Below are 14,019 nucleotides of genomic sequence, written 5' to 3'. Positions count from 1 at the left end.
TTTCAATTCAAAAAACTTTCATCGAGCATCCTTACACTTCCGTCCAGTTTTCAATAAGCCTTCGCAAAGCTTGCCGACCGCCTGCTCCGCGAAGGCCATTCTTCCAACAACCGAAACTGGACTCCACATGCCCGCGTTGCCCAACACTTCCCGTCGTCAGGCCCTGAAGATCCTCGCCGGCGCGCCGATGCTTCCGCTTTCCGGCCTCGCGCTGCCGGCCCTGCTGACGGGTTGCGGCGGCGACGACAATCCGGCGTCGACGCCGGCCCCGGTCGCCGCCGCGTACACGTCGGCGACGTTCTCGGCGATGGCCGCCCCCTCGCTCGACAACGCGGCCGCGATGGCCACGACGACGGTCGGCTCGACGCTGTCGGTGTCGTTCTCGGACGGCTCGGCACGCAACTTCAAGCTGGCCTACCGGCCGTTCTTCGTGACCGGCGACCTGATGCCGGACGGCAAGGGCGGCACGACGCTCGCGGGCGGCTACTACGACATCAACAACCAGCCGATCATCGATCGCTCGGTGGCCGGCAAGGAGCGCCAGTTCTATTCCGACTGCCCGGACGGCAGCTCGCTGCTGACGCTGAAGAACGCGAACGTGCCCGGCGTGAAGGGCAACACGGTGTTCGCCGTCGTGCAGTTCGAATACACGACGCGCGACCAGGCCAGCGCATCGCAGTACGGCCAGTTGCCGTCGCCGATCGCGGTGCTGACGCTCGACCAGGATCCGGCCAACGGCGCGCTGAAGGTCGTGAAGTACCACAACGTCGACACGTCGAAGGCGCACGGGCTGTGGATCACGTGCGGCGCGAGCCTGTCGCCGTGGGGCACGCACCTGTCGAGCGAGGAATACGAGCCGGACGCGACGAAGGCCGCGACCGACGCGCAGTTCAAGGCGTTCAGCAAGAACACGTTCGGCGACGAGACGAAGGCGAACCCCTACCACTACGGCCACCTGCCCGAGATCACCGTGAATCCGGACGGCACGGGCACCGTGAAGAAGCACTACTGCCTCGGCCGCATCTCGCACGAGCTGATCCAGGTGATGCCGGACCAGCGCACCGTGATGATGGGTGACGACGCCACCAACGGCGGCCTGTTCATGTTCGTCGCCGACAAGGCGGCCGACCTGTCCGCCGGCACGCTGTACGTCGCGAAGTGGACGCAGACGTCGTCCGCCGGCGCAGGCGCCGCGACGCTCACGTGGATCAGGATCGGCCACGCAACCAGCGGCGAGATCGAAGCGCTCGCGAACACGCTGAAGGCGTCGGACATCATGGACCTCGCGACCACCGACCCGAACGATGCGAGCTACACGAAGATCCACTTCGGCGGCAAGTTCAACTGGATGCGCGTGAAGCCGGGGATGGAAAAGGCAGCCGCGTTCCTGGAGACGCACCGCTACGCGGCGCTGCTCGGCGGCAGCATGGGCTTCACGAAGCTCGAAGGCACGACCGTGAACGCGAAGGACAAGATCGTCTACACGGCGATGTCGCGGATCGAGACGTCGATGGTCAAGGGCAACGCGGTATCGCGCGACGTCGCGGTCGACAAGAAGATCGCCGCGGGCGCCGTCTATGCGCTGAACCTGAAGGGCAGCCAGCGCGACACGACGGGCGGCACGATCGACAGCGAGTGGGTGCCGGTCGACATGAGCGCGCCGGCCGCGCTCGTCGGCGAGGATCTCGCCGCGGCCGACGGGCTCGGCAACCTTGCGAACCCGGACAAGATCGCGAACCCGGACAACCTGAAGTTCTCCGAAAAGCTGCGCACGCTGTTCATCGGCGAAGACTCGGGCATGCACGTGAACAACTTCCTGTGGGCGTACAACGTCGACACGAAGGCGCTGGTACGCGTGCTGTCTTGCCCGGCCGGCGCCGAATCGACGGGCCTGCACGCGGTCGACGAGATCAACGGCTGGACCTACATCATGAGCAACTTCCAGCACGCGGGCGACTGGGAATCGCCGCTGCACGACAAGGTCAAGCCGACGCTCGACCCGCTCGTGCGCGCGAACTTCAAGGACCGCTTCGGCGCCAGCGTCGGTTACCTGACGGCCGAGCAGACCAGCATCAAGCTCGCGAAGGCCTGACCCGGTCACGCGAGGCGGGTCCGCCACCGCTGGTGGGCCCCTTTCTTCATCACGTTCATTCGTCGGCGCTCCACGCCGTTTGATGCGCGATGCCCGTTGCGGGCGTCGCGCTTTTTTTTGTGCGGCCGGCGCGTCAATGCCGGCCGGCCAGGCCCTGCCCCGGCAGCGCGCCCCCCGGAAAACCGGACAGGCTCGGCGCACTGGCCGGCATCGCCGGGGCAATCGCCGGCGCGTCGGCAGCCGGTGCGGACAGCCCGGGCGCGAGGTACAGGAACTTCCATTGCCGATAGGTCTCGGCCCCTTCGAAATCCATGTACCGATCCGGAAATCCCGCGCGCTTGATCGTCGCGCCGTCCGAGCTGCTGAACACGCCGTAGAAGCGGTCGCCCCGCCACAGGAAGGACCAGTCGTTCTTGCCGCTGACCGGATCCGGATACGCACGGCGCAGGTGGTGCATGGGCTTCGCGAAGCGGGTGTCCTCCAGCAGATCGTCGACCGTCTGCGGGTACGCGCGCGCGAGCCGGTAGTAGCTGACGATGGCCTTGCGGTACTGGTCGCCGACGAACAGCAGTTGCCGCTCCTGCTCGCGGCGCCGCTGCAGCGACCAGACGTCCAGCGCGCCGGCCAGTGCGATCGACATCAGCATCAGCGCGATCAGCAACGCAAGCAGCACGAGCCCGCGCTGCCGCCGGCGGCAGCGGCCATGCGGCGCGCGCGCGACGCGGCGCCCGGCCCGCTTCATTTCGCCGCCCCAGCCGGAGCCCCGGCCGCAGCTGTCGCCGCACCGCCCGGCAGCACGCCCTGCGCGCCGCTCGCGGGCCCGACGTCGTACACGCCGGGCTTGTTCTCGTCCGGCGATGCCAGCGTCGCCCATTTGTCGTCGCCGTTGACCGGATCGACCGGCACCGCCCGCAAATAGTGCTTCGCGACCAGCTCGTCAAGCGTCTCGGGATACTGCCCGTTGTCGCCGTAATACTGGTCGATCGCATTGCGCATCACCGCAAGGTTCTGCAGCCTCACCTGCTCCTTGCCATGCTCGATGCTGTGCATGTAGCGCGGCACGGCCAACGTCAGAAGCAGTCCGATGAGCGCCATCACGACCACGATTTCGATCAGCGTGAAGCCGCGGATCCTGCGGATGCGAGCGAGTTTCATGATGGACGGTCACCACTGTTTGTACGGAATGCCGTTGATGCCGATACGCGCCGATTTCGACGTCACGTCGAACACGTCCTTGCCGGGCTCCATGCCCCCCGGAGGCCCATCGGCCGCGGGCTCCGGCGGCGTGCCGTACGCACGCACGTCCCAGGTGTCCTCGTCCGGCGTATCGGGGTCTCCGGTGAAGAACGGATCGCGCGGCACGCGGCGCAGGAACATCACCAGGCCGCCCTTCGGGTCGCGGGCGTTTTTCACGCCCGTCACGAGCACGGTCAGCGACGGCGGATAGCCGGACGATTCGGCCTCCTTGTCAATCTTCCCCGCGTCGCTCGCCTCCTTGTACGCATCGAGCGCGGTGCGGATCTCGCGCAACGCGGCGCTCAACGCCTGCTCCTTCTGCCGCTGCACGAGCAATTCGGAGAACGGCATGATTGCGAGCGCGAGGATCGCCACGAGCGCGAGCGTGATGACCATCTCGATCAACGTGAAGCCGCGCTGGCCGGTGCGGCTGCCGCGGCCGACGCAAGTCGCTGCATTGCGCGCGGCCACGGCTCACTTCCCGACCGGGCGAAGCGGGTTTTCGCTCGGAATGTCGCCCGCCGGCATCTGCAGCGTCGGGGGCGGGGCCGCCGGTGCGGCGGCGGGTGCATTGGCGGCCGCGGCAGACTGCTCGGCCGGCGCGGGCGACGCAACCGGCGTCACGGTAGTGCCCGGCGCGGGCGCGACTTCATTGCCCGTGGGCGGCTCCGCCGCGGCTGCCCCGCCGACCCCGCCGGCAGGTGCAGGCAACGCCGTTTGCGGCCTCGAGAACCGCCCGCCGTAAGGTTCGGGGGGCGGCGTCGTACGCGGTGCGGCCGGCATCTGACCGAACGCGCCGCTCTCGGGCGACGGCTGCGCGCGGATCGCGGCAGCCTCCAGGGGCGTCGGCGCCCTGCCGCCCGACGTCCCGCCCCCCACGCTGCCCGGAACGACCTTCGCCGTCGGCGCGGCGGTTACCTCGGCGTTCTGCGCCTCCGCGTTCAGCGCAACCGGATCGAGTCGCAGCTGGTCGGCGTGCACGTTGACGTCGGTGCCCGACCATACTTCCTGGGTGTCCGCATCCGCCGCCACCTGCGGCCGGACGATATGCGGCGTGATCTGCAGCACGATCTCGGTCTTCTTGTGATCGCCGCCGTGATCGGAGAACAGGCGGCCGAGCACCGGCAACTGCCCGAGCCCCGGCACCTTGTTCGCGTTGCGGCGATCCTCGTCCGAAATCAGGCCGCCCATGATCTGCGTTTCGCCGTCCCGCAGCCGCAGGCTGGTCGCCGCACTGCGCGTACCGATCTGGTAGGCGAGCGAACTCAGCCCCTGCGAGTTGCCGCTCGAGATCGTGTTGGTGATGTTGCTGACCTCGAGATTCAGCTTGATGCCGACGTCACCGTCGCGATAGACCTGCGGCTCGACCTCGAGCTTGATGCCCACGTCGAGGTACTGGATCATCTGCGTAAACGACGGACCGCTGGTGCTCGGCGTGCTCGAGCTCGAAATCACCGGGACCTTGTCGCCGATCATGATGCGCGCCTTCTCCTTGTTGCGCGCGCGGATGCGCGGACTCGCGAGCAGGTTCGCGTCGGTATCGGTCAGCTTGAAGTCCGCGGTGGCCGACAGGCTGCTGACGTTCAGCGCATTGATCGGCAGATGGTGCAGCACGCCCCAGGTGTCGGCCGAGCTCGGCGTCGACACCGTAAAGGAGCTGGGCCAGTTGATGCCCAACTGCGACATCCGGTCATGCGACACCTCCAATACCTCGACCTCGAGCATGACTTCCGGCTCCGGCAAGTCCTGGGCGGCGATCATCTCCTCGGCGACCTTGATCATGTCGGGCGTGCCGCGGATCGTCACCGTGTTCGCGCGCTCGTCGATCACGGCTTCCTTCACCTTCAACAGACTCTTCAGCAGCGACTGCACCTGCTTCGCGTCGACGTTCGACAACTGGAACGTCCGCACCTTGAGCTCCTGGTACTCGAGTTCCTTGGCCGGCGTCGCCGGGTAGATGAACAGCGTGTTCGCGTTCATCTGCTTCTTGTCGAGCTGGTTCTGCAGCAGGATCATGTCGACCGTGTCCTGCAGCGACGCGTTCTGCACGAAGATCGTCGTCTTCAGGTCGGCGCGCACGTCGCGATCGAAAATGACGTTCAGCCCGGATGTCCGCGACAAGGCCTCGAACACCATCCGCACGTTCGCGTCGCGGAACTGCAGCGATACCGGCGTGCGCATGATCGACGACGCCGCGAGCTTGTCGTCGCGCTCCGCGTGTTGCTGGCGGCGCTTCTCGCTGAGCTCCGCCTGCATGCGTGCCGCCATCGCATTGGCCGGATCCTCGACCAGCACGCGATGCACGCGCTCGGCCGCCTGCGCGTACGAACCGCGCTTCATCATGCGGTCCGCTTCCTGCAGAATCGCGAGATGCTTGCGGTCCTGGTCGATCATCGTGCCGATCCGGCGCGCGCGCTCGCTGGTCGGATCGAGTTGCATCGCCATGTAGACGGAGCGTGCCGCGTCGTCGAACTCGTTCTTCTGGCGAAACGCGTCCGCGTTGTCGAGCAGATCGTCGACGGCCTCCTTGCGGTCGTGCATTGCGTCGATCTTCACCTGTGCGTTGGTCGGATCGTCGTGAAGGTTCGGCACGTGCGCACATCCGCCGCACGCGAGCAGCGCCACGGCGATCGCCAGCGCGCGTTTCGTCGCGCAGCGGCCGGCCGGCGGCGCCGATCGCGCAGCGGCCCGGGGGGCGGAGCAAAGACATGTCGACCGGCCGTCGTCCCCATCGCGGCGCGCATCCCGTGTACGTATGGTTTTCATTTACTTTCCTTCCACTGGAATGAGCACCGTCTGGACCTGGTTCAGCGGCAGATAGGTAAGCACCACGTTCGACCCGGACACCGACTCGACCCGATACTGGCCGCCGATCACGTCACCCGGCGAAACGATCAGCAACTGATCTCCGTTGCCGAGAAACACCTGCGGCTTCGCCGACCTGGCATCCTGCTGGCCGAGATAGACGAACGGCACCGGCGGCGCGGTCGGCGGCGCCGGACGCGTTTCGGGCGGCGGCGGCACGACGGGAGGCGGCGGCAGCCACGACGACGCCGTGAACGGATCGTGTGCGGCTTCGACGGACACGGGCGCACGCAACGCGGCGAGCTGCTCGCGCGGGGTCGGCGCCGCTGCATGCGGCGCGGGCGCAGGCGCAGGCGCTGCGGCATGAGGGGCCGGCGCGACGTGCGCACGAACCGGCGCGGACGCCGCACGCACACCGTCGTGACGAACCACGATGCTTGCGGCAGCCGGCGCCGGCTGCTGCATCGCCGCCACCAGCACGCGATATCCGGTACCGGCGACGACGAGGCAAGCCAGCGCGAGCGCGAGCCGATGGCGCGAAGCGGGCTTCATGGCGGCGGAGATCATGGCTGGGCGCTCCGGTAGACGAGCTCGAAACGCACCCGCGCATCGAGAATGCTGCTGCCCACTGCCGGACGCTCGACGTGGATCTCCTGCAGCGCCGCGTTCGGCACGTTGTTCAGCACCGAGGCGAGAAAATGCCGGATCGCGCCGTACTGGTCCTTCACGGGCAGCAGCACCTGGTAGCGCGCGAAGCGCCCGCCCGACTCGGTCGTCATCTGGTACTCGGCCGACCCGAGTGTCAGATGGCTGTCGCGCGCCTGCTCGAAGATCGACGCGATGTCTTCCGCGCTTTGCGAAGAAGCCGGAAAGAGCGCGGGCAGCGCGTCGAGCGTGGTCGCGTCCGCCGCCGTGCCGCGCACGTCGACGAGACGATGGCCCGGTGCGGCGCGCACCACGCCGGCCGGCGCAAGCATCGCGCGCGTGTCGGACTCGACACCCGCGATCGCCGCGTACGTGATGGCGGCGGCGCCGAGCATCAGCACCCCGGCGAGCCCCGGCAGGCCGAAGGCGCGTCGCCACTCGAAGCGAAGCGTGAGCAGGCGGTCCGCGAAACGATCGGCTTTCATGATTTCCTCCAGACGGCCGTGATCTGGAAACGCACCGGTTTGCCCGCCACGTTCTCCTCGACGAGATGACCGTTGAGCGTCGCCTCGCGCAGCACGACGCTCGTCTGCAAGTACTTCAGGTACGCGATCATCGCGTCCGGATCCTTCGCTTCGGCCGTGATGCGAATCTGGCCTTGCGCCGGGTTCTGGTCGATGCCGATCAGTGCGACGTCATGGCCCGGATAGTCCTCGACGATCGAGAAGAGCGTCTGCCACGGCACGGTCAGCTCGCGCAGCACGGCCTGGCTCTGCTTTTCCGCAAGCCGGGCGGCCGCGGCCGGCGGCGGCTTCGCGACGTGTTGCTGCGCGAGCATGCGATGCTGGACGACCGTCAGGCTCTCCCTGACGCGGTCGTTTTCCGCGTACGTGTGCCAGAGCCGGACGGCGCACGCGCTCCACAGCAACGCGGCGACACCGAGGAGGATCATTCCGCCGGCGCCGATGCGCGCGCGGCGCCGGCAAAAATCGATGTCGAGCGTGCGGATCATGGCGCGTACTCCAGCAACCGGCGCGCGGGCGAACCGTCGTGCGCCGCGCGGCCCGGCAGCGCGACCGCGGCGAAACGCGCGTCGAACGGCGCAACGTCGATGTCGGCGCCGGACAGATAGACCTTGCAGGCGTCGGGCTTCAGGCCCGTGCGCATCGCCGAACGCTCGAACAGCTGCTCGGCGAGCTCGGCGAGTCGCGACGCGTCGCCGGACTCGCCCGGAAAGAGGCGCTGCGTGTCGTACGCGGCCCACTCGCCGCGCTCGATCATGACCGCTTGCAGCAGCGTCTCGTCGACGACGAGCAGCATCGCATCGCCGTCCGGCTTCACCGCGAACCGGTTGAGCGTCTCCGGAAGGGCCGCGCGCAGGCAGCGGATCGGCACGTCGCCGGATGCACCGGCACCGAGGATGCCGTCGTACAGCGTGCGCGGCAGCGCGCTGGCAAAGAGCACACGGCCACCGCGCCGCACGTCGAAGCGCGCAACCAGCGACTCCGCGGCGACGCCGTACGTGTCGGAGAAATGCGCGAGTGCGATTTCCTCCAGCTCGCGTGCGTGCAGCGCGCGGAAGTCTCCGCGCAGGATCGCATGGCAACACCAGAAATCGTCGAGCACGACATGCGCGCCGCCGCGCACCGGCGCGCGCTTCGCGCCGGCATCGGCATCGGCATCGTGCGTCGCGGCCAGCGCGGCGCGCAGCGCATCGAGCATCCCCGTCTCGCTGCCGAACTGCTCATCGGGAATGGCGACGCTGAGCGGATCGGCGGCGAACCCGCGCCGGTCCGGCCGCCACGGTGCGCGCGTGCGGATGCCGACGGCGATCTCGCGCGTCCCGACACCGACGGCAAGACGATCATTCGACCATGGTGACACGATTGATCTCCTCGAGCGTCGTTTCGCCGCGCCTGACCAGGTCGAGCGCCGACGCGCGCAACGTCGTCATCCCGTAGCGCAGCGCCGCGGCCTTGATGTGCCCGAGCGGCGCGCGCTCGGACAACAGTTGCCGCAGTTCGTCGTTCATGCGCAGCGCCTCCGCGATCGCCCGCCGGCCGCGATAGCCGCTGCCGCGGCACATCGCGCACCCGGTGCCGCGTCGAAACAGGTAGCTGCCGGCCGTATCCGGGTCGATGCCCGAACGGGCGAGCGCATCCGCGTCCACCGTGTCCTCGTCGAGACAGTCCGTGCAGCACTGGCGCAGCAGCCGCTGCGCGATGACGCCGTTCAGCGCCGATACGAAGCTGTACGGATCGACCTCCATGTTCGTGAAGCGGCCGATCACGTCGAACACGTTGTTCGCGTGCACGGTGGTAAATACCTGGTGGCCGGTCAGCGCCGCCTGCACCGCGATCTGTGCGGTTTCGGGATCGCGGATCTCGCCGACCATGATCTTGTCCGGGTCGTGCCGCAGGATCGAACGCAAGCCGCGCGCGAACGTCAGGCCCTTCGCCTCGTTGACCGGAATCTGCAGGATCTCGCCCAGCTGGTACTCGACCGGATCCTCGATCGTCACGATCTTCTCGAGCCCGTTGTTGATTTCGGTGAGGATCGCGTAAAGCGTCGTGGTCTTGCCGCTGCCGGTCGGCCCCGTGACGAGCAGCATGCCGTACGGCATCGACGCGACCGAGCGCATGAAGCGCGTGTCGGCCGGCTGGAACCCGAGCGCCTCGAGCGTCAGGCCGCCCGACGCCTGGGAGAGCTGATAGCGGTCGAGAATCCGCAACACGGCATCCTCGCCGAACTGATTCGGCATGATCGACACGCGGAAATCGATTTCGCGTCCCGCGTACATCGCCTTGAAGCGCCCGTCCTGCGGGATGCGGCGCTCCGCGATGTCGAGTTCGGAAATCACCTTCACGCGCGACAGCACCTGATCCGCGACGTCGCGCCCCTCCACGCGCCCCACCACCGTGAGCACGCCGTCGACGCGGCACTTGATCATCAAGCCGGCCGCCCTGCATTCGAGGTGGATATCGCTCGCCAGCATCTTGAGCGCATCGTAGATCGTCGAATTGAGCAGGCGCACCACCGGGCTGTCGTCGCTGCTGATGCCCTGCAGCGTCAACGCGAGCGACGCCGGATCGGGCGCGCACTGGATCGGGTCGTCGAACGCGAGCGAATCCATCGCGCGGATGTCCTTCTCGCGCACCGCAAGATAAGCACTCAGGTCGCCCGCGCTCGCGAGCGCCCATCGGTACGGCAGCGTCGGATGCGCGCGCATCCGGTGTTCGACCCAGCCGCGCGTGCGGGCATCGAGCGGATCGGCGACCGCGAACAGCAGCGCGCCGCTGTCGGGATCGCGCAGGCACACGCAGAGACGCGCCATCGCCTCGACGAACGGCACGAGCTCGAAATCCGGCTCCAGGCGGTTCAGCTCGCGTATGCCGATCGGCTTCATCCTGAACTGCATGGCGAGCCGCTCGCGGATTTCGTCCGCGCCGAGCGCCGTGTGCGCCGTCAACGCCTCGAGCGCGCGAATGCCGGACCCGTGGCGCTCGCCGAGCGTGCGAAGCAGGTCGCGCAGGTCGCGCCGGCCGGCATCCGCGTCGGGATCGGGATCGACGGGAGAAGTGACGGTGTCCATGCGAGTCTCCGGGGCGGCCTACTGAATGCTCGACGCGATCTCGAAGATCGGCATGTACATCAACACGACGATGCCGCCGATCACCACGCCGATCACGATCATCATCGCGGGTTCGATCAGTCGCGAGATCAGGTCGATCGTGCGCGAAACCTGCGCTTCCTGGAATGCGGCGATCCGGTCGAGGACGGGCCCGAGCGCGCCGGTCTTTTCGGCCACCGTCAGCAGGCGATAGCCGATCGCGTCCGCGAGGCCGGCCTGCTGGAACGCATCGGACATCTTCGCGCCGTTGCGGATCTGCTGAAGCGCGGCTGCGAGCGCGGCCTGATCGGCACGGCCCACCAGGCCGCGCGCGAGGTCGAACGCGCGAATCGCGGGAATCCCGCCGTCGACCAGCATCGCGGTCGTGCGATAGAACTGCGACTGGCGGAACACGCGGAAGTGTTGCCCGATGCCGGGCAGCGCCAGCAGGCGATCGGCGAGCCAGATCCGCAGGGCCGGCCGCCGCAGCGCGATGCCGGCGGCGACCGCCAGCACGGCCAGGCCGACGGCCAGCCCGGTGCCGTGCGCATGCACCATGCCGCCCCACGCCATCAGCAGCCGGGACATCAGCGGCAGTTCGCGCCCGCTGTGTTCGAGGAGCGTGGCGAACCGTGGCACCACGAAGCCGAGCAGGAACAGCACGACGGCCGCGCCGACGAACAGCAGCACCGTCGGGTAGATCGCCGCCGACACGACGCGTGCGCGCAGTTCCCGCAGCGTCGCGCTGTTGACCGAATAGCGCGTGAGGCTGTCGGCCAGTCCGCCGGTCTGCTCGCTCGCCTTCACGCACGCCACCAGCACCGGCGGAAAGATCGGGCTCGCGTGCTCGAGCGCCATCGACAGCGCCTGCCCTTCCTCGAGATGCCGCAGCAGGTCGTGATACACCTGTACGGACGCTTCGCGCCGGGTGCTGCCGCCGAGCGTGCGCAATGCGTCGACGAGGCCGACACCCGCATCGAGCAGCGCCGCCAGCTCACGCGCGAACATGTCGACGTCGAAGCGCGCACGCGGCATTCCGAACCGGTTCGCGCCGCGCCGCTGCCGCGCGGCGTCCGCGCTGACCGACACGACGCGCAGGCCGCGCGCGCGAGCGAGCGATGCGGCGTTCGACGGCGAATCGCTGTCGATCCGCAGCGTCTGCACCGAACCGCTCGTATCGAATACCCGCAGCACGAATTTCACGTCGACTCTCCTTGCGGCGGCTCACGCCACGCACAATGACCGCGCCCCTACCACGACGAGATCGTCACGTTCTCGCCGGTACCGCCCCCGCGTCCGTCCTTGCCGAGCGAATACAGGTCGTAGTCGCCGTGTTCGCCCGGTGAACGATACTGATAGGGCCGATCCCACGGATCCACCGGGACGGCCTTCTGCAGATACGGGCCGCTCCACCGCGATGCGCTTTGCGGCTTGTTCACGAGCGCATCGAGCCCTTCCTCGGTGGTCGGATACGAACCGACGTCGAGCCGGTATTGATCCAGTGCCTGGCCGAGCGACACGATCTGCGCGCGCGCGACCTTCACGTTCGACTTGCCGACCTGTTCGAAATACCGTGGCGCGACGAGCCCCGCCAGCAACCCGATGATGACCATCACGACAAGCAGTTCGAGCAACGTGAAGCCGCGGCTCGCGCATGCGCGGCACACGCTTCGTTCGTCGCGCGGCCGCCGGCCCGGCGCGCCGGCCGGTATCGAGGACGATTCATGGCTCACGGCTTTCCTCCCTGTATCAACCCGCGGCGTCGGCGCCGCGGATGCCGTTGATTGCATTCTTGTTCACGCGGGTACGCGCCAGAAGTAGGGAGTGCCGTCCATCCCCATGGGTAGATCCCCCCCAGTTGGGCGATGCGCCAATGGAGGGAATTCACACACGGTCGTCGTCGTTCAGCGCGAGCACGCCGATGTCGATCGCGAAATGAACCAGGCCGGTCAGGTTGGCGATGCCGAGCTTGCGCATCAGATTGGCGCGGTGCTTGTCCACGGTTTTCGGACTGACCTTGAGGCACTCGCCGACCTGCCGGCTCGTGTGCCCCTCGACGACGAGGCGCAACACCGTGCGCTCGCGATTGGTCAGCGCGCTCCACAAGCGCGCCTTGTGCGCGTTCGCGTCGCGCACCCCATGCAGGCCGGCGCGGGCGCGATAGGCGTCGAGGCTGACCACGCACTTGCCCTGCATCACGAAGCGCATCTCGCGCACCAGGTCGGCGAACGGCGAGTCCTTGAGCACGTAGCCGTCCGCACCCGCGGCGAACGCGTCGTTCACGTCGTCTTCGCTGTGATGAACCGTGAGGACGATGATCCGCGCATGCGGCACGTTGCGCTTGATCGTCGCGATGGCCTCGAAGCCGCTGCCGCCCGGCATCGACAGATCCATCAGGACCAGGTCGGGCCGGGTCTTCTCCGCGAGATGACAAGCCTCGACCCCACCGCTCGCCGCGCCGACGATGCAGTAGTCGGCCAGCTCGGACACCAGATGACTCAGGCCGACTCGCAACAGATGCTGATCCTCGACGATCAGCACACGATGCTTATTGTCCAATTTCGACGCTCCCTCGCAGAAACGTGGCACCCACGGCCCACTGTCGGCGGGAACGGGCACTAGTTGGACGCGACGACGTCGCGGTAGGCCGCGAGCAATTCGGTGGGCGTCGCGAAACCGTCGATCCGCAGCCACGGCTGGCCCGGCGTGGCCCGCACGAACGTCACCGGCGTGTGGTTCATCTTGTCGCCGCGATACACGTTGAACGCGCGCTGCGCGGCCACGCTCGCATCGACGGTCCCGGTGTAGTGCTGCCATTCGGGACCGGCGCCGAAGCGCGCCGCGTAGCTCCTGAGCCGCTCGGGTGTGTCCGCCTCCGGATCGATCGAGATCGACATGATGTGGACCTTGTCGCGATCGGCGCCGAGTTCGCCCTGCAATTGCTCGAGCGTCTGGCTGATCATCGGGCAGATGGTCGTGCAGCTGGTGTAGATGAACGTCAGGATCACCGGCCGGCCGTCGTCGAGCTCCCTGGCCAGCGAGACGGTCCGACCGTCGTCGCGCACGAGCTGAACCGTCGGCACCGCATACCGGACCATCGTGTGCACGGTGCCCGGCATCACCGCGTGATGCATGTGCATGCCGGCGGCGCCCGTCGCGCCCTCGGTCATGCCGGCCTTGTCGACCGCGTTGCCGGCAGGCGCGGCCGGTGCAGGCTGCGCGGGGGCGTCGGCCGGGGGCGCCATCGCGGGTCCCGCGGCGGGCTCCGCGGCGGGGTCACTCGCCGGCTCCATCGCGTGCTCCATCGGGTGCGCCATCGGGGGCTCCGACACGGGCGTCGCCGCGCCGGCGGCGGCATTTCCGTCGGTGCCGTCCGCTGCGTTTCCGGCAGCGTGTTCGACACCGTTCTGCATGTCCTTGTCCATCGAATTGTCGACGGCTTCCGGTGCCGCGTTTTCCGTGGCGCTCCCGTTCGCCGCCGCGCTTTCGACCGCCGCTGCGCCGCCGTCCTCCATCGCGCCGCCATCGGACGCGCACCATGCGGGCGCTGCGGCGAGGGCGACGCCCGCGACCACGAATGCGCCCATCGTCGATCTGGCGATCCTGTTCATACCGGCCTCCATGACACGAG

General features: G+C 68.1%; 14 protein-coding genes. 1 reads left to right on the top strand and 13 read right to left on the bottom strand.

Translation table 11 applies throughout. The features are described 5' to 3' along the window. The first annotated feature begins 127 nt into the window (after positions 1 to 127). The gene (locus LXE91_RS11035) at positions 128 to 2,092 is read left to right on the top strand and encodes a PhoX family protein (RefSeq protein WP_039357660.1); all 1,965 of its coding nucleotides are present in this window, start codon (positions 128 to 130) and stop codon (positions 2,090 to 2,092) included. A 133-nt stretch (positions 2,093 to 2,225) separates the two neighbouring features. On the opposite strand, the gene LXE91_RS11030 is transcribed toward LXE91_RS11035, so the two are convergent. From LXE91_RS11030 to LXE91_RS10970, 13 genes are all read right to left on the bottom strand, one after another. Next, positions 2,226 to 2,834, bottom strand: a complete 609-nt coding sequence (locus LXE91_RS11030) for a type II secretion system protein (RefSeq protein WP_039357658.1) — start codon at positions 2,832 to 2,834, stop codon at positions 2,226 to 2,228. Beyond that, positions 2,831 to 3,247, bottom strand: a complete 417-nt coding sequence (locus tag LXE91_RS11025) for a type II secretion system protein (protein WP_039357655.1) — start codon at positions 3,245 to 3,247, stop codon at positions 2,831 to 2,833. The genes LXE91_RS11030 and LXE91_RS11025 overlap by 4 nt, the downstream gene beginning before the upstream one ends. A gap of 9 nt (positions 3,248 to 3,256) precedes the next feature. Beyond that, a complete protein-coding gene (locus LXE91_RS11020) occupies positions 3,257 to 3,799 on the bottom strand; it encodes a type II secretion system protein (protein WP_039357652.1) in 543 nt (180 codons plus the stop codon). 3 nt (positions 3,800 to 3,802) lie between these two features. Further along, entirely contained in the window at positions 3,803 to 6,094 is a 2,292-nt protein-coding gene (locus LXE91_RS11015) for a type IV pilus secretin PilQ (protein WP_039357649.1), read from the bottom strand. Then, positions 6,095 to 6,700, bottom strand: a complete 606-nt coding sequence (locus tag LXE91_RS11010; RefSeq protein ID WP_039357646.1) for a hypothetical protein — start codon at positions 6,698 to 6,700, stop codon at positions 6,095 to 6,097. After that, positions 6,697 to 7,263 (bottom strand): hypothetical protein, encoded by a 567-nt coding sequence (locus tag LXE91_RS11005; RefSeq protein ID WP_039357643.1) that lies wholly within the window; start codon positions 7,261 to 7,263, stop codon positions 6,697 to 6,699. Before LXE91_RS11005 ends, LXE91_RS11010 begins: the two co-directional genes overlap by 4 nt. Beyond that, on the bottom strand, positions 7,260 to 7,790 hold the full coding sequence (locus tag LXE91_RS11000) for a hypothetical protein (RefSeq protein ID WP_039357640.1): 531 nt from the start codon (positions 7,788 to 7,790) through the stop codon (positions 7,260 to 7,262). The genes LXE91_RS11005 and LXE91_RS11000 overlap by 4 nt, the downstream gene beginning before the upstream one ends. Next, positions 7,787 to 8,662 carry a hypothetical protein gene (locus LXE91_RS10995; protein ID WP_039357639.1) on the bottom strand — a complete coding sequence of 292 codons (876 nt, stop codon included), beginning with the start codon at positions 8,660 to 8,662 and terminating at the stop codon, positions 7,787 to 7,789. Before LXE91_RS10995 ends, LXE91_RS11000 begins: the two co-directional genes overlap by 4 nt. Beyond that, complete coding sequence (locus LXE91_RS10990) at positions 8,643 to 10,370, bottom strand: GspE/PulE family protein (RefSeq protein ID WP_039357636.1); 1,728 nt, start codon at positions 10,368 to 10,370, stop codon at positions 8,643 to 8,645. The genes LXE91_RS10995 and LXE91_RS10990 overlap by 20 nt, the downstream gene beginning before the upstream one ends. Positions 10,371 to 10,388: 18 nt before the next feature. Next, entirely contained in the window at positions 10,389 to 11,591 is a 1,203-nt protein-coding gene (locus LXE91_RS10985) for a type II secretion system F family protein (RefSeq protein ID WP_039357633.1), read from the bottom strand. A gap of 47 nt (positions 11,592 to 11,638) precedes the next feature. Continuing rightward, positions 11,639 to 12,121, bottom strand: coding sequence for a type II secretion system major pseudopilin GspG (gene gspG / locus LXE91_RS10980; RefSeq protein WP_046196279.1), 483 nt, complete (start codon positions 12,119 to 12,121; stop codon positions 11,639 to 11,641). Between the two features lie 151 nt (positions 12,122 to 12,272). After that, positions 12,273 to 13,007, bottom strand: coding sequence for a response regulator (locus tag LXE91_RS10975; protein ID WP_223274458.1), 735 nt, complete (start codon positions 13,005 to 13,007; stop codon positions 12,273 to 12,275). Next, entirely contained in the window at positions 13,007 to 13,633 is a 627-nt protein-coding gene (locus tag LXE91_RS10970) for an SCO family protein (RefSeq protein ID WP_039357683.1), read from the bottom strand. The genes LXE91_RS10975 and LXE91_RS10970 overlap by 1 nt, the downstream gene beginning before the upstream one ends. Positions 13,634 to 14,019: the final 386 nt, after the last annotated feature.

Origin of the sequence: Burkholderia contaminans (assembly GCF_029633825.1) — a bacterium.
Lineage (GTDB): Bacteria > Pseudomonadota > Gammaproteobacteria > Burkholderiales > Burkholderiaceae > Burkholderia > Burkholderia contaminans.
Note: the sequence above shows the minus strand (reverse complement) of the source record. Positions and strands in the feature narration are given on the sequence as shown.